Origin of the sequence: Phytohabitans aurantiacus (genome assembly GCF_027923225.1) — a bacterium.
Classification (GTDB): Bacteria; Actinomycetota; Actinomycetes; order Mycobacteriales; family Micromonosporaceae; genus Phytohabitans; species Phytohabitans aurantiacus.
Window position 1 is genome coordinate 42,806 of record NZ_BSDI01000004.1, and the last position, 22,118, is coordinate 64,923.

At 69.8% G+C, this 22,118-nt stretch carries 18 protein-coding genes; 9 read left to right on the plus strand and 9 right to left on the minus strand.

Annotated elements, in window-relative coordinates; all coding sequences use genetic code 11:
* The first annotated feature begins 146 nt into the window (after positions 1-146).
* Genes QMG73_RS04800 through QMG73_RS04815 form a run of 4 tightly spaced genes read left to right on the plus strand, consistent with a single transcriptional unit; the run spans position 147 to position 4,526 of the window.
* Positions 147-407, plus strand: a complete 261-nt coding sequence (locus QMG73_RS04800) for a hypothetical protein (protein ID WP_281892694.1) — start codon at positions 147-149, stop codon at positions 405-407.
* 4 nt (positions 408-411) lie between these two features.
* The gene (locus QMG73_RS04805; protein WP_281892695.1) at positions 412-1,266 is read left to right on the plus strand and encodes a hypothetical protein; all 855 of its coding nucleotides are present in this window, start codon (positions 412-414) and stop codon (positions 1,264-1,266) included.
* Positions 1,259-3,850, plus strand: coding sequence for an FtsK/SpoIIIE domain-containing protein (locus tag QMG73_RS04810; protein ID WP_281892696.1), 2,592 nt, complete (start codon positions 1,259-1,261; stop codon positions 3,848-3,850). The genes QMG73_RS04805 and QMG73_RS04810 overlap by 8 nt, the downstream gene beginning before the upstream one ends.
* The gene (locus QMG73_RS04815; RefSeq protein WP_281892697.1) at positions 3,840-4,526 is read left to right on the plus strand and encodes a hypothetical protein; all 687 of its coding nucleotides are present in this window, start codon (positions 3,840-3,842) and stop codon (positions 4,524-4,526) included. The genes QMG73_RS04810 and QMG73_RS04815 overlap by 11 nt, the downstream gene beginning before the upstream one ends.
* Before the next feature lie 278 nt (positions 4,527-4,804).
* Here QMG73_RS04815 and QMG73_RS04820 read toward each other — a convergent pair whose 3' ends face one another.
* Positions 4,805-5,683 (minus strand): hypothetical protein, encoded by an 879-nt coding sequence (locus QMG73_RS04820; protein WP_281892699.1) that lies wholly within the window; start codon positions 5,681-5,683, stop codon positions 4,805-4,807.
* A 116-nt stretch (positions 5,684-5,799) separates the two neighbouring features.
* Here QMG73_RS04820 and QMG73_RS04825 point away from each other — a divergent pair, with 116 nt between their 5' ends.
* Positions 5,800-10,734: a family 43 glycosylhydrolase gene (locus QMG73_RS04825; protein WP_281892700.1), complete on the plus strand. Its 4,935-nt coding sequence runs from the start codon at positions 5,800-5,802 to the stop codon at positions 10,732-10,734.
* A gap of 60 nt (positions 10,735-10,794) precedes the next feature.
* Here QMG73_RS04825 and QMG73_RS04830 read toward each other — a convergent pair whose 3' ends face one another.
* Positions 10,795-12,795, minus strand: coding sequence for a protein meaA (locus QMG73_RS04830; protein WP_281892701.1), 2,001 nt, complete (start codon positions 12,793-12,795; stop codon positions 10,795-10,797).
* 96 nt (positions 12,796-12,891) lie between these two features.
* Here QMG73_RS04830 and QMG73_RS04835 point away from each other — a divergent pair, with 96 nt between their 5' ends.
* Complete coding sequence (locus QMG73_RS04835; RefSeq protein WP_281892702.1) at positions 12,892-13,737, plus strand: ABC transporter ATP-binding protein; 846 nt, start codon at positions 12,892-12,894, stop codon at positions 13,735-13,737.
* Positions 13,734-14,513, plus strand: coding sequence for an ABC transporter permease (locus tag QMG73_RS04840; RefSeq protein WP_281892703.1), 780 nt, complete (start codon positions 13,734-13,736; stop codon positions 14,511-14,513). The genes QMG73_RS04835 and QMG73_RS04840 overlap by 4 nt, the downstream gene beginning before the upstream one ends.
* A gap of 4 nt (positions 14,514-14,517) precedes the next feature.
* On the opposite strand, the gene QMG73_RS04845 is transcribed toward QMG73_RS04840, so the two are convergent.
* Positions 14,518-14,832, minus strand: coding sequence for a hypothetical protein (locus tag QMG73_RS04845; protein WP_281892704.1), 315 nt, complete (start codon positions 14,830-14,832; stop codon positions 14,518-14,520).
* A 76-nt stretch (positions 14,833-14,908) separates the two neighbouring features.
* Here QMG73_RS04845 and QMG73_RS04850 point away from each other — a divergent pair, with 76 nt between their 5' ends.
* Positions 14,909-15,757 (plus strand): 3-hydroxyacyl-CoA dehydrogenase family protein, encoded by an 849-nt coding sequence (locus tag QMG73_RS04850; RefSeq protein ID WP_281892705.1) that lies wholly within the window; start codon positions 14,909-14,911, stop codon positions 15,755-15,757.
* Between the two features lie 4 nt (positions 15,758-15,761).
* Here QMG73_RS04850 and murA read toward each other — a convergent pair whose 3' ends face one another.
* Positions 15,762-17,087 (minus strand): UDP-N-acetylglucosamine 1-carboxyvinyltransferase, encoded by a 1,326-nt coding sequence (gene murA, locus QMG73_RS04855; RefSeq protein ID WP_281892706.1) that lies wholly within the window; start codon positions 17,085-17,087, stop codon positions 15,762-15,764.
* Between murA and QMG73_RS04860 the strand changes: the two genes are divergently transcribed.
* Positions 17,086-17,667 (plus strand): cob(I)yrinic acid a,c-diamide adenosyltransferase, encoded by a 582-nt coding sequence (locus QMG73_RS04860; protein ID WP_281892708.1) that lies wholly within the window; start codon positions 17,086-17,088, stop codon positions 17,665-17,667. The genes murA and QMG73_RS04860 overlap by 2 nt on opposite strands.
* Before the next feature lie 6 nt (positions 17,668-17,673).
* On the opposite strand, the gene QMG73_RS04865 is transcribed toward QMG73_RS04860, so the two are convergent.
* From QMG73_RS04865 to QMG73_RS04885, 5 genes are all read right to left on the minus strand, one after another.
* Entirely contained in the window at positions 17,674-18,111 is a 438-nt protein-coding gene (locus tag QMG73_RS04865) for a DUF2550 domain-containing protein (protein ID WP_281892709.1), read from the minus strand.
* Positions 18,112-18,124: 13 nt separating this feature from the next.
* Positions 18,125-18,418 (minus strand): F0F1 ATP synthase subunit epsilon, encoded by a 294-nt coding sequence (locus QMG73_RS04870; protein WP_281892710.1) that lies wholly within the window; start codon positions 18,416-18,418, stop codon positions 18,125-18,127.
* Positions 18,419-18,518: 100 nt separating this feature from the next.
* Positions 18,519-19,631 carry an LCP family protein gene (locus QMG73_RS04875; RefSeq protein ID WP_281892711.1) on the minus strand — a complete coding sequence of 371 codons (1,113 nt, stop codon included), beginning with the start codon at positions 19,629-19,631 and terminating at the stop codon, positions 18,519-18,521.
* A 97-nt stretch (positions 19,632-19,728) separates the two neighbouring features.
* Positions 19,729-21,171 carry a F0F1 ATP synthase subunit beta gene (gene atpD / locus QMG73_RS04880; protein ID WP_281892712.1) on the minus strand — a complete coding sequence of 481 codons (1,443 nt, stop codon included), beginning with the start codon at positions 21,169-21,171 and terminating at the stop codon, positions 19,729-19,731.
* Positions 21,171-22,109, minus strand: a complete 939-nt coding sequence (locus tag QMG73_RS04885) for a F0F1 ATP synthase subunit gamma (protein WP_281892713.1) — start codon at positions 22,107-22,109, stop codon at positions 21,171-21,173. The genes atpD and QMG73_RS04885 overlap by 1 nt, the downstream gene beginning before the upstream one ends.
* Between the last annotated feature and the right edge of the window lie 9 nt (positions 22,110-22,118).

Genomic DNA, 22,118 nt, shown 5'->3' on the forward strand with positions numbered 1-22,118 from the left:
TATCCCACGCACCGCCGACGCCAGTGTGACCGACACAACACAGATGTCACCCGCGACACACTGTGAACGCCACCGAGCCGTACGTGATAGGTCCGAGCAATAAATGACCTAAAATCCCCTTGTTTCATGCCTAAAGGGGGGTTCCGTTGGCGAGTGTTGCCGAGGTGAAGGCGGCCATCGACGCAGCGATGGCGCACGTGCAGGAAGGCCAGGAGGCCGTCCGGGCCGCCAACGAGAAGCTCGGCGAGGCACAGGTCAGCCTCGCGGCGGCGGTCGAGGGCAGCGGGCACGAGTCGGTCACCTCCGCCCAGGCCGCGCTCGCCCAGGCCGCCACCGAGCTCGAAGACTGCCTGACCGCCACGCTCGGCGCGATGGAACAGGCCCAGCAGTACGCCGCGGCGCTCTGACGCCATGAGCTCGCTGCTGCACGCGCTGGCGTACCGGATCCAGGAGGTTGGTGAGGAGCTGCCGATCGGGCAGGTCGCTTCCGCCGCCGACCGCCTGCGCAGCGCCCACGGGCTGCTGGCGTGGGTGACACAGGCCAGCGCGACGCTGGCGCCGACGCCGTCGCTGACCGCCGCGGGCGAACACCTCGACCATGCCGCCGGCGCCATGCTCGCCGCGCGCGAGGCCCTGACCGGGTACCTCCAGTCGATCGGCCTGCCGCGCGAGGCGGTACCGCCGCCGGACCGGGACTGGCGGGCGGCGCTGGCACCGGCCGGTCCACGCCGACCCCGGCGCGAGCCAGAGCCACCGACGCTGGGCAACTTCTGGGCGGAGGCCGTCGACCGACTGACCGGCCAGTCGGGCCATCGGCCCGACAAGGGCGCCATGGGCGCACCCGAACTGCTGCACCGCTGCGCGCGCGCCGCACTGGCCGGCGATCGCGGGAAGCTGCGCCGCGAGCTGATCGGCGCCGGGCCGGCGGTCGGCCTGGGGCTGTCCGCGGTGGCGGCCGCCCCACTGCGGTACCTCGCCGCCGAACTGCTCGGCCACCCGCCGCAGGCCGAAGACCTGCCGGCGGTACGCCGGGCCGCGCTCCCGCGGGTGCGACCGCTGCTGCCCGCGGTGGACGAGATCGTGGTCGACGAGCTGCTGGCCCGGGCCTGTCACGCGCCACCGCCCAAGGTGGAGGCACCGGTGCACCCGGTCGACTCCGCGGTCACCGGTGCCGTCCTCGTGGCCGCCCTCCTCGGCGCCACCGGGAGGGACGCCGACGAGTTGGCAAGGGTCGTCGACGAACTGGCGGAGCAGGCCCGTGGCTAGCGCCAAGGCGCGACTCGTGGTCGAGGTCCGGCGGGACCTGGCGCTCGCGCGCGGGCTGACGCTGGCGACGCTCGGCGCCGCGGAGACCGCGCGGGTCGAGGCCCACCGCCACCGCGACGAGGCGAACAACGCCCACGCCGAACGCCTCATCGCCCTTGCCGCCGAGCGCGAAACCGCCCGGCGCGCGATCCAGGACCGCTTCCAGCAGCAGACCGCCACGCTGTCAGCCGACCTCACGGCCATCGCGGCGGCGTGCGCACCCGGTCCGGCGGGCGCGTCGTGGAGCGCCTGGCGCCCCACCGAACCGGAGCGCGGCCGGCGTCCCGGCCTGCTGCGGATCGGGACGCTCGGGTACGAGCCGGCGCTGCCCGCGCTGGTACCCCTGCTGGACCACGCGCACCTGTCCCTCACCGGTGACGCCTCCAGAGTGGACGGTGTGATCGCCGCCCTGCTGCTGCGGGTACTCGGCAGCACCCGCCCCGGCGAGGTGCGGCTGACCGTGTACGACCCCGAGCAGCTGGGCGGGAGCCTCGCCGGGTTCGCGCCGCTGGGAAACGCCGACCTGCTCACCTTCGTCGGGCCGGGCGGCCTGACCGGGATGCTCGACGACCTGGTGGAGCAGATCCGGCGCATCAACGAGAGCGTGCTCGCCGGCGAGTACGCGTCGCTGGCCGAGTTGACGGCGGCCACCGCGGCCCGCCGGCCGGAGCCTTGGCGGCTCGTCGTCCTACTCGGCGACGAGGCGACCGCCGAGAGTCTCACCAACGGGCAGCGCGCACAGCTTGACCGGATCGTCCGCACCGGTGTGGCGTGCGGCGTTCACGTACTGGCTCGCGGGCTCCCGATCGAGACACACGCGACGGTCGAGCGGATCGCCGTGAACGGCGCCACGGCGAACTGCGGCATCACCGGTGACCTGCCGGTCAAGCTGGACCCGGCGCCGCCCGCCGACCGGATCGCCGCCGTCTGCCGCGAGCTCGCCGAGCTGATGAACGCCGGCCCTCCCGCCGCCGAGTTCGCCGACCTGCTGCCCGAGAAGCTGTGGAACGAGTGCTCGGCCGGTGGCCTGGTCGCCCCGCTCGGCGACGGCCCGGACGGTGACCTGGTCGAGGTGCTGATCGGCGACGACCCACCGCACGCGCTGATCGGCGGGCCCTCGGGGTCGGGCAAGACCAACCTGATCTACGCCTGGCTGGGCGCGCTCACCGCCCGGTACTCCCCCGACGAGCTGGCGCTGTACCTGCTGGACTTCAAGGAAGGCGTGTCGTTCGCGCGGTTCGCGCCGGGGCGCCGCGACCCGAGCTGGCTGCCCCAGGTGCGGCTGGTCGGCGTCAACGTCAACAGCGACCGGGAGTTCGGACTCGCCCTGCTGCGCCACCTCGGCGACGAGCTGCGCCGGCGAGCGTCCGAGGCCAAGCGCCACGAGGCCACCAAGCTCGCCGAGCTGCGCGCCGAGGACCCGAGCGGTCACTGGCCGCGGATCGTGGCGGTCATCGACGAGTTCCAGGTGCTGCTCGCCGGCCGCGACGCGCTCGCCAACGAGGCGGTCAGCCTGCTCGAAGACCTCGCCCGCCGGGGCCGCTCGCAGGGCATCCACCTCGTGCTCGCGTCGCAGGACGTGTCGGGCATCGAGGCGCTGTGGGGACGGTCGGCGCTGGTCGCCCAGTTCACGCTGCGGATCGGCCTGCCCAAGGCGCGACGCATCCTGGCCGACACGAACCTGGCCGCCGACGTCATCCCCCGCTTCCACGCCGTCGTCAACGCCGACTCGGGAGTCTCCACCGCCAACCGGATCGTGCGGCTGCCCGACGCCAGTGACCGGACCACGTGGCGCGCGCTGCAGGAGAAGCTGTGGCACGCCCGGCCGGAAGGGCTCGAACCGCCACGCCTCTTCGACGGCGACGCGGTCCCGACACTGCCATCGTTCGAGCCGGGGGCCGTGAGCGGGGCCGTCCTCGGGGAGACGATCGACGTACGGCCGCGCCCTGCGGTGCTGCGGCTGCCCCGGGCGCCTGGGCGCAATCTCGCCGTCATCGGCACCCGGACCGCCGAGGCGTGCGCGATCCTGGGCGCCGCCGGGCGGTCGCTCGCCGCGTCCGGTCAGCCGGCCCGGTACAGCATCGTCTGCCTGGACGACGACGCCTCCTCCGCCGCGGGCCTGCTGCACGCGGCGCTGCCCGGCGCCCGCTGGTACGACGCCGACACCGCGCCGGACCTGATCGCCGCCGTGGGCGACGAGCTCGCGGAGGCGCCGGCCGACGAGCCGCACTACATCTTCGGGTACGCGTGGGACGCCGGCCACCTCACCGGGCTGCGCACCGTGCTGACCCGCGGTCCCGAACGGCGCACCCATGTCCTGGGCTGGTGGCGGGGCGTCTCCCGGCTGCGCGACGACCTGGGCGGCGTGGGTGCGCGCTTCGACGCGGTCGGTGCGTGGGTGGCGCTCGACGTACACGGTAGCGAGCTGGCGCCGCTCAGCCCGCAACCGGGCGGTCCGGCCTGGTATCCCCGACCGCACCGGGCCCTCTTCTTCGACCGCTCGGTGCACCGGGCACCGGAGGTCATGATCCCCTATGACTGCTGACGACTACCGGCGGCTGGTCGGCGCGCTGGCCGCCGCCGCCAACCGGCGGGACGCCGAGCTGGCCAACGCGGAGCGCTCCTACCAGGACGGCGCGGCGGTCGCCGCCGCCGAGCTGGCGCTCGCCAACGCCGAGGCCGGCGAGGCCGACCGGCGAGCCGGTGCCGCGGCCACCGCCGTGGTCAAGGTCGATCGGGAGGCCACCCGCCTGTGGGACGAGCTTCGTCGAGTACTGGGATGGCGCGGCCGCCGCCTCGGTGACCTGCCACCACCCACGCCGGTCGACCTGCTCCCCACCGGCTCCGCGCCCGCCATGGCTGTGGACCTGCTCGACGGCGCCGCCCGCCGCATCGACCAGGCCCGCCGGGGTGCGCCGCGGCCCCCGCTGCCACGCTGGATACTGCCGCTCCTGCCGCCCCTGGGCGCGCTCGGCGCGACGATGACCGGCCTGGTCGCGGGCGGGCTGGTGACCATCGCGCACTTCGACACCGGGCTCCAGTGGCCGCTGCGGCTGCTGGGCTGGCTCGCGTTTCTCCTCGCCCCGTTTACCAGCGTGCCGGTCGCCGCGATCTGCGTCGACCGCCAGTTCAACAGCCGCCTCGACACCGGCGCAGCCGGCCTGACGGTCCTCGGCGGCCTATGCGCCGGCTGCGCCCTATCCCTACTCTTCGCCCGCTGACCAGCAACCGCCGAGCCGGCCTACGCGTCGAACACGTCCCTGAGGGTCGCCGCAGTCATGGCGCGGCGCAACCAGCGGTCGAGTTCCTTCCAAGCAACGAGCCTTCGATCAGCCCAAGAAGACCTTCTCGGACGTCATCGACGGCGGCCTGCGCGGTGTCACCGTCGCCGAAGGCAACCACTCCAGGGTAAAGCTGCGCCCGTGCACACCAAACGCCATCTTCATCCTGCTCAACCGTGAAGGCGACCTGCAGCGTACGAGATCCGGCCGGCGCCGACCTAGACGCTGATGACGTCGTCGATGGTCGTCGCGTTGCCGGCACGGCGCAGCCAGGTGTCGAGCTGGTCCAGGTCGGTGCAGCCGAGAATCTGCTCGCGCACGTCGTCGGGCACTGCCACCCCGCGCCCTTCGAGCACAGTCAGCACCGCTCGGGCCTCACCTTCAGCCTTGCCTTCAGCCTTGCCGAGGCCCACGTAGTGCCTGGCGAAATCGCTCTTGAACTCGTAGTTCATGGCGGTACTCATGAACGCCTCCCAGTGAGTCCGGGCTGCCACCGGCAACCTGGAGAGTACAACGTCATAGTACGTGCTTGCCTGCGTCGGACCGAGCGATCGCAGGGCCTCCGCCAGCGCGGGGAAGGCGGCCTCTACCTCGGGATCGTTGAGGTGGCAGATCGCCGAGAAGACGGCCAGCGCGGGCTTGGCCCGAGCCAACGCCACGTCGACGACCAGCGGCACGTCGTCAGGCGTGAATATGAACGGACGCAACGACAGGCTGAGCCCTTCGCCGGCGAACAGGTCGCGGTATCGGCGAGCGACCGCCGGATCGGGGCAGAGCACGAGCAGCGCGGCGTCGACGTCCAGCTCGGCTTCGATCTGGGCCGTGTAGAGCTTCCAGGTACGTCGCTTGCGGATGTCCCACCTGCGCTGGACCTCGAACACGACCGCGAACTGCGGCTTATCGGCCGCGTCGCGGTAGACCAGTACGCCGTCGGCGTGGAAGGTGCGCGGGACCAGTACCCGCATGTCTGTCGCCTCCGGGTGGGCGTGGTGATAGTCGGGAACCTTGACATCGAAGACGTTCGCGAGCAGCCAGACCCCCACAGTGGGGTCCAGCTTGAGTAAGTCGATGGGTGTTTCGTGCTCGACGCTGGGCATGCACGCACAGTAGGGACGAAGAGCTTGGGGGGTAGACCCCTCTTGACGGGTGACGGGGCGGTGGTTAACACTTCCGCAATCGGGGGGAAATGTTAACGCTAACACCTGGACGGGACATGCGCGCTCTCCTAGCCACCGTGGCCGCTGCCGCGGCTTTCGTCGTCGCGCCCGCGGGCACGGCGCAGGCGGACGTCACCGACGGTCTCGCACTCTGGTACAAGTTGGACGCCACTTCGGGATCAGTGGCGACCGACTCCTCCGGCAACGGCCGGAACGGCACCGTCAACGGCACCGCCGTGTGGACCGGCGGCGACGGCCTCGGCTTCAACGGCACCAACACGTACATCAAGGTGCCGGACAACGTCATGAGCGGCCTGTCCTCGATCACCGTCTCGATGGACCTGATGATCGACCCCGCCCAGGGCACCCCGTACTTCATCTACGGGTTCGGCAACACCAGCGGCACCGCTGGCAACGGGTACCTCTTCACGACGGGTGACCAGTTCCGCTCGGCGATCGCGAGCGGCAACTGGTCGACCGAGCAGAACACCCGGCCGGCCGTCGGCCGCAACCTCACCCGCGGCGTCTGGAAGCACATCGCGTACACCCAGACCGGCAGCACGGGCATTCTCTACGAGGACGGCGTCGAGGTGGGCCGCAACACCGCGGTCACCATCACGCCCGGCTCGATCGGTGGCGGCGTCACGACCGCCAACTACGTCGGGCGCTCGGTGTACCCGGGTGACCGGTACTTCAACGGGAAGATCCGGGACTTCCGGGTGTACAACCGGGCGATCGCCGACACGGAGGTGCAGCAGCTCGCCCAGCCGATCGCCGCGCAGGCGGTCGCGCAGGACAGCGCCGCTCTCGACCTCGGTGACACCAGCGCGGTGACCGCCAACCTGACGCTCCCCACCACCGGCACCTACGGCTCGAGCATCGCGTGGAGCAGCAGCGACACGTCGGTAGTGTCCAACTCCGGCGTGGTGACCCGGCCGCCGAACGGCCAGCCGGACGCCCACGCGACGCTCACCGCGACGCTGAGGAGAGGAACGGTCACGGACACGAAGAGCTTCGACGTCACGGTGCTCGCCCAGGTGGACGACGAGCAGCTCGCCGCCGACGCGGCAGCCGCCCTGGTGGTGCGCAACGTCGACGACGTACGCGGAAATCTGACCCTGCCCGCGACCGGTGCCAACGGCACCACCGTCACCTGGGCGTCCGGCGAGCCGGGCACCATCTCCACGACCGGCGACGTCACCCGGCCCGCGCCGGGCGCGGGCGACGCCACCGTGGAGCTGACGGCCACGGTACGCAAGAACGACGCGACCGCCACCCGCACGTTCACCGCGAAGGTGCCGGCGCTGCCCGCCCCGGCCGCCCTCAAGGGGTACATGTTCAGCTACTTCACCGGCGAGGGCAGCTCGAACGGCGAGCAGGTCTACTTCGGACTGAGCCAAGGCAACGACCCGCTGCACTGGCGGGAGCTGAACGGCGGCAACCCGGTGCTGACCTCGACGCTCGGCGAGAAGGGCCTGCGCGACCCGTTCATCATCCGCTCGCCGGAAGGCGACAAGTTCTACCAGATCGCGACCGACCTGCGGATCTTCGGCAACGGCAACTGGGACGCCTCCCAGCGCACCGGCAGCAAGTCCATCATGGTCTGGGAGTCGACCGACCTGGTGAACTGGACCAACCAGCGCCTCGTGAAGGTCTCGCCCGACACGGCGGGCAACACCTGGGCGCCCGAGGCGTACTACGACGAAGGTCTCGGCGCGTATGTGGTCTTCTGGGCCTCGAAGCTGTATGCGGAAAGCGACCCCAACCACACCGGCGACACGTACAACAAGATGCTGTACGCGACGACGCGCGACTTCTACACGTTCAGCGAGCCGAAGGTGTGGGTCGACCCGGGATACTCGGTCATCGACTCCACTGTGGTCAAGAACGGCGGCACCTACTACCGGTTCACGAAGGACGAGCGCAACAACACCTCCTCCACCCCGTGCAGCAAGTTCATCCTGGAGGAGAAGTCGACCACGCTGCTGAACCTGAACTGGGGCTTCGTCGCCGACTGCATCGGCAAGGACTCGATCAGCCAGGGTGAGGGTCCGACCATCTTCAAGTCGAACACCGAGGAGAAGTGGTACCTGTTCATCGACGAGTTCGGTGGGCGTGGCTACATCCCGTTCGAGTCGACCGACCTGGAGTCCGGCGTCTGGAAGATGTCGACCGGATACAGCCTGCCGTCCCGGCCCCGGCACGGCACGGTGCTGCCGGTGACGCAGGCGGAGTACGACCGGCTGTTGGGGGCGTACGCGGCGGATCAGCTCGTGGAGAGCGCCGAGAACGTGACGGTGGAGACCCGGGTCGGCAACCCGCCGGTGCTGCCGGCGACGGTCATCGCCCGGTACGCCGATGGGATCGACCGGCCCGCTTCGGTCACCTGGGACGCGGTGCCGCCATCGGCGTACCAGTCGGTGGGCACGTTCACGGTCAGCGGGGCGGTCGCGGGCAGCGACACGGTGCGGGCGACCGCCACCGTGACGGTCTCGACCGACGGCCCGGACATCCCCAACGACCTGGTGGTGCGCTACAGGTTCGACGAGACGGGTGGCAACATCGCCCGGGACTCGTCGGGCCACGGCTACCACGGCACGTACGCCCGGACGCCCGCTTTCGGCACCGGTGTCGAGGGCGGCTCGTTCCAGATGTCGGGCGGCTCCAGCTCCTCGACGACCGCGCCGTACGTCACGATCCCCAACGGCGTGCTCAACGGCGCGGAGAGCGTGACGGTGGCGACGTACGTCAAGTGGAGCGCCTCGACCACGGTCAACCAGTGGCTCTTCGGGCTCGGGCCGGACAGCAACAAGTACCTGTTCGCCTCGCCGTACAACGGCAACCGCGTCCTGTACTCGGCGATCACGACCGGTAGCTGGCAGGCGGAGTCCACCATGCCGTCGAGCGCCGCGTTGAAGGGTGGCGAGTGGCAGCACGTGGCCGTCGCGATCGACGGCGCCGCGAAGACGGGCACGCTGTATCTCAACGGTGTTCCGGTCGCCCGCGCCACGAACGTGACCGTCAAGCCGTCCGACCTGTATGACGCGTCGAAGAACTACACCGGCTACATCGGACGGTCGCTGTATGGCGCGGACCCGTACTTCGCGGGTGAGGTCGACGACTTCCGCGTCTACCGCCGGGCACTGCCCACATCGGAGGTACTGGAACTGGCCGGCAACACGACGGCGCTCGCCGAGGTGTCGTTGCCCGAACTGAAGGTCGCCGCTCTGGTCGACGACGCCAACAGCCGGGTGGTGCTGCCCGTCAAGGAGGGCACCAGCCTGAAGGCGCTCGCCCCGCACTTCGTACTGGCCAGGGGCGCGACCATCAGCCCGGCATCGGGTGCGGTGCGCGACTTCACGAACCCGGTGACGTACACGGTGACCGGCTCGGACGGCGACACTCGCACGTGGACCGTCACGGCGCGAGTGATGCGCAGCCCGGTGCTGCCGGGGCTGTACGCCGACCCGAACATCGCGGTGTTCGACGGCAAGTACTACCTGTACGCCACGACGGATGGCTTCGCGGGCTGGAGTGGCACGCAGTTCAAGGCGTTCTCGTCGTCCGACATGCTGCACTGGGAGGACCACGGCGTGATCCTGGACCTGGGTCCAGACGTGACGTGGGCCGACAACAGCGCCTGGGCGCCGACGATCGCGCGGGGCAAGAACGGCAAGTACTACTTCTACTTCAGCGGTGGCATGGCGACCGGCGACACCCGCAAGCACCTCGGTGTGGCGGTCTCCGACTCGCCGACCGGGCCGTTCAAGGACGCGCTCGGCCACCCGCTGGTCGCCGGCGGCACATACAGCGGCCAGATGATCGACCCGGCCGTCTTCACCGACGAGGACGGACAGTCCTATCTGTACTGGGGCAACGGCAACTCCTACCAGGTGCCGCTGAACGACGACATGGTGTCGTTCGACCCGGCGCAGGTGCGCACGTACCACCCGACGAACTACAACGAGGGTTCGTTCGTGGTGAAGCGCAACGGCGTCTACTACTTCATGTGGTCGGAGAACGACACCCGGGACGAGAACTACCAGGTGGCGTACGCGACGAGCAGTTCGCCGCTCGGCCCGTGGAGTGACCGGAAGGGCCTGATCCTGCAGAAGGACCTGTCTCTTGGCATCAAGGGCACGGGACACCACTCGGTGGTCCAGGTGCCGGGTACGGACGAGTGGTACATCGCGTACCACCGGTTCGCGATCCCGGGAGGTGACGGCACGCACCGCGAGACGACGATCGACCGCATGGAGTTCGACGCGGACGGCGGCATCGTGAAGGTGGTGCCGACGCTGGAGAGCGTCGACCCCGTCGTCAACGCCGCACCGGTCGCCGGTGTGGTGAAGGGACCGGAGGTCCCGGTGGCCCTCGGCACCCCGGTCGCGCTGACCGTGCCGTACACCGACGCCAACCGCGCCGACTTCCACAAGTGCACTGTGGACTGGAAGGACGGCAGCACCACGGTCGGCACCGCGGACGGCGGCACGTGCAAGGCGACGCACGTCTACTCGGCACCGGGCGTGTACCAGCCGACCGTGACGGTGGCTGACTACCGGGGCGGCTCGTCGAGCGCGACGTTCTCCTACGCGGTGCTGTTCGACCCGAGCAAGCCGTACGTCACCGGCAGCGGGTGGATCGACACCTCGGGCGGGCGCGCGGTCTTCGGGGTCACCGGCGGCACGGCTGCCACCAAGGGCAGCATCGCGCTGCGGCTCCAGGTCGCAGACCTGACCTTCGAGGCCACCTCGTACCAGCGGCTGGTGCTCACCGGCCCGCGGGCGCAGTACAACGGGGTGGGCACGATGAACGGTCGCGAGTACGCCTACATGGTCACGCTCAACGACGAGGCGAAGCGTGGCGCGGGCAAGGACCGCTTCTGGATCAAGATCACCGACAAGGCCACCGACCAGGTGGTCTACGAGAGCCGTACCGCTGACGGCAGCACCGCGATCGGCGGCGGCAGCATCGTGATCAGCACCTCGTAACACCCCCTTCGTGATCAGGGCGTCCCTGAAGTCGTTAGAGCGACTTGGGGGACGCCCTGATCACGTTGAGGGTGGGAGGCCGTTGGCCTCCCGCACGACCGTTACGAGGTCGTCGAGGATCGCGTTCAGCGCGAAGTCCTTCGGCGTGAAGACCCGCGCCACCCCGGCCTCGCGGAGCTTGCCGGCGTCAGCCGGGGGAATGATGCCGCCGACCACGACCGGCAGGTCGGCACGGCCAGCGGCCCGCAGCCCGTCCAGCACCGCCGGTACCGCCGCGAGGTGCGACCCGGACAGCACGGACAGCCCGACGAGGTCGACGTCTTCCTCGACGGCCGCCGCCACGATCTGCGCCGGGGTCAGCCGGATCCCTTGGTACACCACCTCGAAGCCGGCGTCCCGGGCGCGCACCGCGATCTGCTCGGCGCCGTTGGAGTGGCCGTCCAGGCCGGGCTTGCCGACCAGTAGGCGCAGCCGCCCGGCGCCGAGGTCTTCGGCGGTCCGCCGGACGCGTTCCCGCACCGCGGAGAGCGTCGTGTCGCTTGTGGACGCGGTCGCGGCGGACAGCCCGGTCGGCGCCCGGTACTCGCCGAACGCCTCGCGCAGCACCCCTGCCCACTCCCCCGTGGTCACGCCCGCCCGCACGCAGGCGAGCGTCGCGTCCATCAGGTTCGCCGTGCTGGCCGCCTTTTCGCGCAGTACGGCCAGCGCGGCGTCCACCTCGGACTGATCGCGGCCGGCCCGCCACTCCCGGACCGCTGCCGAGGCGGCCTGCTCCACGGCCGGGTCGACCTGCTCGATCGCCTCGGCACCGGCCGCGGTGAGCGGCGACGGCTCGGTCTCCTGGAACCGGTTGACGCCCACCACGACGTCGGTGCCCGACTCCATGCGGCGGCGCCGGTCGGCGAGCGAGGACACCAGCGCGCTCTTGAGATACCCGGTCTCCACGGCGGCTACCACGCCACCGAGGTCCAGGATCTTCTCCAGCTCGACCCGGGCACCGTCCACGATGGACGCCACGAGTCCTTCCACCACGTGCGAGCCATCGAAGAGGTCCGGGTACTCCAGCAGATCCGACTCGTACGCGAGGACCTGCTGCATCCGCAGGGACCACTGCTGGTCCCACGGCCGCGGCAGGCCCAGCGCCTCGTTCCACGCTGGAAGCTGTACCGCGCGGGCCCGTGCGTCGCGGGAAAGGGTCACGCCGAGCATCTCCAGCACGATCCGCTGGATGTTGTTTTCCGGCTGCGCCTCGGTCAGACCGAGCGAGTTGACCTGCACGCCGTACCGGAACCGGCGCTGCTTCGGGTCGGCCACGCCGTACCGCTCACGGGTCAGGCCGTCCCACAGCGCGGCGAACGCCCGCATCTTCGCGAGTTCCTCGACGAAACGCACGCCCGCGTTGACGAAGAACGACACCCGCTGCACGACATCGCCCATCCGCTCGGGCGGCACCTGACCGCCGTCGCGCACCGCGTCGAGTACGGCCACCGCGGTCGCCAGCGCGAACCCGACCTCCTGCACGGGCGTCGCGCCCGCCTCCTGGAGGTGGTACGAGCACACGTTGATGGGGTTCCACTTGGGACAGTTGGTGACCGTCCAGGCGATCGTGTCGGTGGTCAGCCGCAGGGACGGCGCGGGCGGGAAGATGTACGTGCCGCGGGACAGGTACTCCTTGACGATGTCGTTCTGCGTGGTGCCGGCGAGCGTGGCCACCGGTACGCCCTGCTCCTCGGCGGCCACCACGTAGAGGGCGAGCAGCCACATGGCCGTCGCGTTGATCGTCATGGACGTGTTGGCGTCACCGAGTGGGATGCCGTCGAAGAGGGCCCGCATGTCGCCGAGGTGCGCCACCGGCACACCGACCCGACCCACCTCGCCGGCGGCCATCACGTCGTCGGGGTCGTACCCGGTCTGGGTCGGCAGGTCGAAGGCGACGGACAGCCCGGTCTGGCCTTTGCCCAGGTTACGGCGGAAGAGCGCGTTGGTCGCGGCGGCCGAGGAGTGCCCGGCGTAGGTCCGCATCACCCATGGGCGGTCGCGCTCCGGCAGACGGCTCTCCATGTCCGGAGTCTAAGTTACCGTTAAGTCACATGGCCCGGTGAAAAACCGCACACGCCCCTGATTTCGCAGAGAGACGGGTGTCCATAGTGTGTGCCCATGGATTCCGCGATCTCCGTGCACGGGCTGCGCAAGGCGTACGCCGACGTGACGGCCGTTGCTGGGCTCGACCTCGAGGTGCGCAAGGGCGAGGTGTTCGCCCTGCTGGGGCCGAACGGCGCTGGCAAGACGACGACGGTGGAGATCCTGGAGGGGTACCGCCGGCGGGACGCGGGAGAGGTACGCGTGCTCGGCGAGGACCCGGGCAAGGCGGGCGCCGCCTGGCGCGCCCGGGTGGGCATCGTGCTGCAGGGCACCGGCGAGTTCGACGAGTTGACCGTCGCCGAGGTGGTGCGCCACTTCGCGGGCTTCTACCCCACCGCCGACGACCCTGACCGAGTGATCGCCCGGGTCGGGCTCACCGAGAAGGCGCGCTCCCGTACTCGCACCCTCTCCGGTGGGCAGAAGCGCCGGCTCGACGTGGCGCTGGGCATCGTCGGCCGGCCCGAGTTGCTCTTTCTCGACGAGCCGACGACCGGTTTCGACCCGGAGGCGCGGCGCGAGTTCTGGGAGCTGATCCGTGACCTGGCCAGTGCCGGTACGACCATCCTGCTGACCACGCACTATCTGGACGAGGCGGAGACGCTCGCCGACCGGGTTGGCGTGATCGCCCGGGGCGAACTGGTCGAGGTGGCTCCGCCGAGCCGGCTGGGCGATCGCCATCGGGCTCCGGCAACGGTCGCCTGGCGTACAGCTGAAGGAGCTGTCGAGGCGACCGAGAGCGAGACGCCGACGGCGCTCGTGGCCGAATTGGCCGCGCGCTTCGGCGGCGAAGTGCCGGGACTGACCGTGACCCGGCCGACGCTCGAAGACGTCTACCTGCGGATGATCGGAGAGAAGGCATGATCGGGCTGGCTCAGCGGCAGGGCGCGCTGGAGATCAGGCAGTTCCTGCGCAGCCGGGAGTCGGTCGTCTTCACGATGGCGTTCCCCGTCATCATGATCTTGATCTTCGCCTCGATCTTCACGTGGGACATCACGCCGGGCGTGAGCTTCACGCAGTATTTCGTCACCGGAATGATCGCGACCGGCCTGATGACCGTGGGGTTTCAGAGTCTGGCGATCCAGATCCCGATCGAGCGGGACCGGGGCGTGCTGAAGCGGCTGCGCGGGACGCCGATGCCGCCGTGGGTCTACTTCGCCGGCAAGGTCGTCATGGTGGCGGCGATCGCGGTCGTGGAGATCGTTGTGCTGCTCGCGGTGTCGGTGGGGCTCTTCGGGCTGGAGTTGCCCTCGACGGTGGGCAAGTGGCTGACGTTCGGCTGGGTGACCCTGCTTGGGCTGACCGCGTGCACGCTGTGCGGTATCGCGTTCTCGTCGGTGTCCCGCACCGCGCGCGGCGCCACGGCGACGGCGACGCCGGTTGCGCTGATCCTGCAGTTCATCTCCGGGGTGTTCTTCGTCTTCACCGACCTGCCGGCGTGGATGCAGCAGGTCGCGGCGGTGTTCCCGCTGAAGTGGATGTGCCAGGGCCTGCGCTCGGTGTTCCTGCCCGACGCGTTCGCGGCCCAGGAACCAGCGGGCTCGTGGGAGCTGGGCAAGGTCGCCTTGATCCTCGCGGCGTGGTGCGCGATCGGCTTGGTGCTCTGCCTGCGCACGTTCCGCTGGTCCCTGGACCGCTGACGGGTCAGGGGTGGTCCAGGACCTGGCGGGCGCGGTCGGCGTCGTCGGGGAAGACGAGCACCTTGACCAAGCCATCCATACCCACCGCGACCGTCGAACGGATGCCCGCCTGGGACAGTGCGGTGCGGACGCCGGACGCCGAGTCCAGGCAGTCGGCGAGCGCCGCGATCCGGAGCAGTCCGAAGTCGTCCAGGATCGGCGACGCCTCGCGGGGCGCCGCGTCGCGGCTCAGCGCCCGGTGCAACACCACGGCGAGTACCCCGATGACCGCGAACGCGATCACCGGCCCCGCGAGGTACCAGCCGTCGCTGATGGCCATGGCGACAGTGTGACACTTCAAGGTCACCCTGAATGGTCGTTTAGAGTTCCACAGGGGAACGACTGGAGGAGGGCACATGGCGGGGCGTTTGGCGGTCATCGGGGCCGGTCTGATGGGTTCGGGCATCGCGCAGGTGGCGGCCCAGGCAGGCTGGCAGGTGACCATCCGCGACCTGGACGACGCGGCGCTGAAGCGCGGGGTCGACGGCATCCGCGCGTCGCTGTCGAAGTTCGCCGCGAAGGGCGTGATCGGCGCGGACGACGTGGACGCGGCCATCGGCCGGATCGCGACGACGACCGACCTCGACGCGGCGGCCGAGGCCGACATCGTGGTGGAGGCGGTGTTCGAGCGGCTGGAGATCAAGCACGAGGTGTTCCGGCAGCTCGACAAGGTCTGCAGGGCGGACGCGGTATTGGCCACGAACACCAGCGCCATTCCGGTCACGCAGATCGCTGCGGTGACACACCGCCCAGAACGGGTCGTTGGCACCCATTTCTTCTCACCGGTACCGATGATGAAGCTCTGCGAGCTGGTACGCGGCTACAAGACCTCCGACGAGGCGCTCGCGACGGCCAAGGCGTTCGCCGAGGAGATCGGCAAGACGTGCATCGTGGTCAACCGCGACGTGGCCGGCTTCGTCACCACCCGGCTGATCGCCGCGCTGGTGGTCGAGGCGGTCAAGCTGGTCGAGTCGGGCGTGGTCAGCCCCGAGGACCTGGACGTGGCGTGCAAGCTGGGCTTCGGCCACGCGATGGGCCCCCTGGCGACGACCGACCTGACCGGCGTAGACGTGCTGCTGCACGCGACGAAGAACATCTACACCGACACGGCCGACGAGAAGTTCTTCCCGCCGGAGCTGCTCCAGCGCATGGTGACGGCCGGCGACCTGGGCCGCAAGACGGGCCGGGGCTTCTACGAGTACTGACCGGTCAGAACGTGAACGTGGGGGCTTCGGGGGCTTCGACACGCTCGACCTTGACGCCAAGACGGCGGAGGTCCGCCACGAAACCGGGGTAGCCCCGGTCGATGTGGTAGACCCGCGACACCTCGGTCATCCCGTCGGCGCACAGCGCGGCGATCACCAGCCCGGCGCCGGCGCGGATGTCCGTGGCGGCCACCGGCGCGCTCGACAGCCGCTCCCGGCCCTGTACGACCGCGTGGTGGCCGTCGGTGCGGATGTCGGCGCCCAGCCGCGCCATCTCGTTCACGAACATGAACCGGCCGTCGAAGATGTTCTCCGTGATCAGCGACGCTCCCTCGCTGACCGCCGCCATCCCGATCGCCATCGGCAGCAGGTCGGTCGGGAAGCCCGGGAACGGCAGCGTGACCACGTCGACGGAGGTCGGGCGGCGGTCCATCCGCACCCGGAAGCCGTCTGGCTGGGGCTCGACCACGCCGCCCGCCGACACCACCTTGTCGAGTGCGATCTCCAGCCACGCCGCGTCGACCCCGCTGACCGTCACGTCGCCGCGGGTCATCGCCGCGCCGAACGCCCAGGTACCGGCGACGATGCGGTCGCCGATCGTGGCGTGCCGCACCGGGCTCAGGCCGTCGACGCCCTGGATGTGCAGGGTGGACGTGCCGGCGCCCTCGATCCGCGCGCCCATCGAGGTGAGCATCGCGCAGATGTCGACGATCTCGGGCTCGCGGGCGGCGTTGTCGATGACCGTCTCACCACGCGCGAGCACGGCTGCCATCAGCAGGTTTTCGGTGGCGCCGACGCTCGGGAAGTCCAGCCAGATCGTCGCGCCCCGCAGGCCGCGCGGCGCCGAGGCGATGACGAACCCGTGCTCGCCGGAGATCTCGGCGCCCATCCGGGCCAGCCCGTCGACGTGCATGTCGAGCCCGCGCGAGCCGATCGCGTCGCCGCCCGGGTGTGCCACGCGCACGTACCCGCGCCGGGCCAGCAGCGGCCCGAGCACGCAGATGGAGGCGCGCAGCTGGCGTACCAGGTCGTAGTCGGCCTCGGTGCCCGGCTCGGCGGGAGTCTCGATCGTCACGTCGCCCTCGTGGTACGAGACGGCGCAGCCGAGCCGGCGCAGTACCTCGGCCATGATCGCGATATCCGTGATCCGGGGGACGTTGGTGATCACCGACTCTCCCGAGGCGAGGAGAGCCGCCGCCATCAGCTTGAGAGCCGAGTTCTTGGCGCCGACCACCGAGACGTCACCGGCCAGCCGGGCACCGCCGTGTACCTGGATCACATCCACGCCGGCAATCGTAGAGGCCGCGGGTGGTTCTAGGCTGAGGCTCATGGCCGTGCACCTAACCCGCATCTACACGAAAGCCGGCGACACCGGCTCGACCCGGCTCGTCAACAACGAGCTGGTGCCGAAGACCGATCCGCGCATCGCCGCGTACGCCGACGTCGACGAGTGCAACGCGGCGATCGGGGTGGCGCTGGCGATCGGCCAGCTCCCCGACGAGGTGGGCGCCGTGCTGACCCGGGTGCAGCACGACCTCTTCGACGCGGGCGCCGACTTGGGCAACCCGGACCTGGGAGACCTCTCGGAGAACGCCGGGATCGCGCTTCGTATCACCGAGGAGTACGTCACGCGCCTCGAAGGTTGGTGCGACGAGTTCAACGACCGGCTGTCCACTTTGAACTCCTTCGTGCTGCCGGGCGGCACGCCGGGCGCCGCCCTGCTTCACGTGGCCCGCACGACCGCCCGGCGAGCCGAGCGGAAGGCGTGGGCGCTGATCGAGGCGGACCCCGCACGAACCAGTACTCTCCCGGCAAAGTATCTCAACCGGCTGTCGGATCTGCTGTTCATCCTGGCGAGAACGGCCAACCCGGACGGCGACGTGGTATGGGTGCCGGGCGCGAACCGCTGATCCTGGTCAGGCGGCGGTCAGAAACGTGGAAGCCGCCCCGGGCGGGGCGGCTTCCAGCCAGGACATGAACCCGGTCACCGTCGACTGCGCCATGGCGATCTCGACGGGTGCCTGGTGGCTGAGACAGCGCAGGATCACCCAGTCGGCCGGCATGGAGAAGCGCTCCTGGCCCTCGGGGCTGCGGCGGCGCTCGACCACGAGCCCCTGCCGCGACAGCACCCGCTTCGGGCGGATCGCGAAGCTGAAGATCCGGTAACAGCGCAGCTCGTCACCGACGAACCGGCCGAACCCCGGTGACCAGCCGCGCCCGTCGAGCAGCGTCGACACGCGAAGGCTGAGCCGGATGGTGCCGGCGCGGGCGATCAGCGCACGCCGGACGAAGAGCACCGCCAAGGCGGCGAGCAGGATTAGTACGCCGAATCCGATCCACTCCAAGATCTCCATCGGCGGACCGGAGTCAGTGCGTCGCGGCGGGCGAGGTCGGGGACGCCGGCGTGGCGCTCTCGGCGAGGACCGTTACGCCCTCGCCCGTGACGGAGAGGAATCCGCCGTCCACGTCGTACGTGATCTGCTCACCGCCGGCGAGCTTGATGCGCACCTGTCCCGGCTCGGCCAGCTGGCCGAGGAGCGGCGCGTGGCCGGGAAGAACACCCAGCTCACCCTCGGTGGTCCGGGCGACGACCATCTCGGCCTCGCCGGTCCAGACCTTCTCCTCGACGGCTACGAGCTCGACGTGAAGCTGCTGTGCCACCACTGTCTCCTTGCCGCCTGGGTATTGGACCGAATGTCGCCCGGGGATTAGATCGAGTCTAGACGGACCCGAACCGCCGACCCAAAGAGGGTGGCGAGCGTTACGTGTTGAGGAAATCAGGGTGGGCCACGATGAACTCGTCGACGGTGCCGTCGATCACCGCCGCGAAGAAGTCCTTGGCGCCCGACTGCAACTCCTCGCCCCTGTAGTCGCCGCCGACGATGACCGACCGACCAGGCAACTTGATCATCGTGATGGAGCTGGAGCGAAGGTCGCGCAGCGCGAGGCCGTAGTCGACCACGCTGTGGCCGCGCCCGTTGAAGACCACCGACTCACCGGCGGCGCGCAGCACCTTGTCGAGCTTGAGCGGGTTGGTCACCACGTCTTTGCTGAACGCCTGGTTGACCATCGCCTTGATGAACTGCTGCTGGTGCTTCTGACGCACGTAGTCGCCGCCCACCGTCTTGCGCTGCCGCACGACGTCGAGCGCCTCCCAGCCCTTCAGGTGGTGAGTGCCCTTCTTGTACACCTTCTGCGGCCCGATGTAGCCCTCGCCGTACGGGTTGCCCGTCCGGCCCTTGCCGTCGGGCCGGAGGTGCTCCGACCGGACATCGATCTCGAGCGTCATGGTCACGCCACCCATGGCGTCGACGATCTTCCGGAACCCGTCGAAGTTGATGATCGCCCCGGCGTCGAAGCGCTTGATCCCGGTGTAGTTGCTGATCGTCTTGGAGAGCAGCTCGAACCCGCGGGCCGGGTCGGGCCTTTCCTGACCGGGCACCTTGCTGCCGTACGCCATGGCGGCGTTGAGCTTGTCTCTGCCGCCCTTGAAGTTGGCCTTCGGGAAGCTCGGGATCTCGACGATCAGGTCGCGCGGGAGCGAGAAGAGGTACGCCCGGTCGAGCTCCTCGGGGATGTGCAGGATCAGGTTCGAGTCTGCGAGGGGCGGCTTGTTGGGGTCGCTGGCGCGCGGGTCGATCCCGACGAGCAAAAGGGTCAGCGGACCCTTGATGTCACTCTTCTTCGGTTCGGCCGCGGCCGCCTCGTCGCCGAAGAGGTCGGCGGTCTCGACCGCGCCCTCGTACCGGGCGAGCAGTGCCTCTTTGGCGAGCAGCGAGCCGCCGCTGCCCAGCATGAGCAGCGCACCGAACACCGTGCAGACCAGGGCCCACCGCGGCAGGCGGCGACGCTTGCCGGACTTCCTTCGCAACATTGCCTCCGTTCCCTAATAGGAAGACGGATGCCAGCCGGAAAGGGTTGCAGGCGCCCACCGGAAACCCGGTGGACGCCTGCGACCGATACTCGTGGGGTCAGTCGTTCTTCATCAGCTCGCGCGCGTTGCGCTCCAGGTCGTCGAGCCCGCCGCACATGAAGAAGGCCTGCTCGGGGAAGTGGTCGTACTCGCCCTCGCTGATCTTCTTGAACGCCTCGACGGTGTCCTTGACCGGCACGTACGAGCCCTTGATGCCGGTGAAGACCTCAGCCGCGTACGTGTTCTGCGACAGGAAGCGCTCGATCCGGCGAGCCCGGTTGACCGTGACCTTGTCGTCTTCGGACAGCTCCTCCATGCCCAGGATGGCGATGATGTCCTGAAGGTCCTTGTACCGCTGGAGGATCCGCTTGACCTCGGATGCCACCACGTAGTGCTCCTGGCCCACGAACTCGGCGGCCAGGATGCGCGAGGACGAGGCCAGCGGGTCCACGGCCGGGTAGATGCCCTTGTCGGAGATCGCCCGCTCGAGGTTGGTGGTCGCGTCCAGGTGGGCGAACGTGGTGGCCGGCGCCGGGTCGGTGTAGTCGTCGGCGGGCACGTAGATCGCCTGCATCGAGGTGATGGCCTGGCCACGGACCGAGGTGATCCGCTCCTGGAGCTCGCCCATCTCGTCGGCCAGGGTCGGCTGGTAACCCACCGCGCTCGGCATGCGGCCGAGCAGGGTGGACACCTCGGAACCGGCCTGAGTGAAGCGGAAGATGTTGTCGATGAAGAGCAGCACTTCCTGCTTCTGCACGTCACGGAAGTACTCGGCCATCGTCAGCGCCGACAGCGCGACCCGCAGACGCGTGCCCGGCGGCTCGTCCATCTGGCCGTAGACCAGCGCCGTCTTGTCGATGACGCCGGACTCGGTCATTTCCGTGATGAGGTCGTTGCCCTCGCGGGTGCGCTCGCCGACACCGGCGAACACCGAGGTACCACCGAAGTTGTTGGCGACCCGGATGATCATCTCCTGGATGAGCACCGTCTTGCCGACACCCGCGCCACCGAAGAGGCCGATCTTGCCGCCCTTGACGTACGGGGCGAGCAGGTCGAGCACCTTGATGCCGGTCTCCAGCATCTCGGTCTTGGGCTCCAGGTCGGCGAACGCCGGCGGCTTGCGGTGGATCGTCCAGCGGTCCTTGATCTCGAGCTTCTCGCCCTCCTTGAGGTTGAGGCACTCGCCGATCGCGTTGAACACGTGGCCCTTGGTGATGTCACCCACCGGTACCGAGATCGCCTGGCCGGTGTCGCGCACCTCCGCGCCCCGGACCAGGCCGTCGGTCGGCTGCATCGAGATCGCCCGGATCATGTTGTCGCCCAGGTGCTGGGCGACCTCCAGGGTCAGGGTCTTGTCGCCCTCGGCGAGCGACACGTTGACGTGCAGCGCGTTGAAGATGTCCGGCATCGCGTCGCGCGGGAACTCGGCGTCGACGACCGGGCCGATGACCCGGACCACGCGGCCGGTGCCAGTGGCGGTCTTGGTTTCTACAGCAGTCATCACACTTCACTCCCGGCCGCCGCGAGCGCGTTGGCGCCGCCGACGATCTCACTGATCTCCTGGGTGATCCCGGCCTGCCGCGCGGCGTTCATCTCGCGCGTGTAGTTCTGGATCATCTCTTCCGCGTTGTCGGTCGCGCTCTTCATCGCGCGCCGCCGTGCCGCCGACTCGCTCGCCGCCGACTCGATCAACGCGGCGTAGATGCGCGTGTTGACGTACTTCGGCAGCAGCGCGTCGAGCAGCGCTTCGGCCTCCGGCTCGAACTCGTACGCCGGCAGCAGCCCCGGAGCTGCTTCGCTACGCGGCCGCTCCTCGACCTCCATCGGGCCGATCCGCCGGCAGGTCGGCGTCTGCGTCATCAGCGACTGGAACTGCGTGTACACGATGTGCAGCTCGTCGACGCCGTGCACCCCATCCGGGCCCGGGTGAGCTTCCTCGTCGTCGGCGCCGCTGGCGAACGCCTTGATCAGCGTCTCACCCACCAGGCGCGCGTCGGCGAACGTCGGCTGCTCCGAGAACCCGGTCCAGTTCGCCTCGACGGGCCGGTTGCGGAACCGGTAGTACGTCACGCCCTTGCGGCCGATGACGTACAGGACCGGCTCCTTGCCGTCGGCCCGCAGCCGCGCGATGAGCGACTCGGCGGTCTTGATCGCGTTCGAGCTGTAGCCGCCGGCGAGGCCACGGTCGCTCGTGATGACCAGCACGCCGGCCCGCCGCACCCGGGGCCGCTCGACGAGCAGCGGGTGGTCGACGTTGGCGTTGGACGCCAGCGCCGTGAGCACGCCGGTGATGGCCTTGGCGTACGGCAGGGACGCCGCCACCCGGGCCTGGGCCTTGGCGATGCGGCTCGTAGCCACGAGCTCCATCGCCTTGGTGATCTTCTTCATCCCCTTCGCCGAGCGGATCCGCTGGCGAAGGACGCGAACCTGGGCCGCCATCGATCGTCC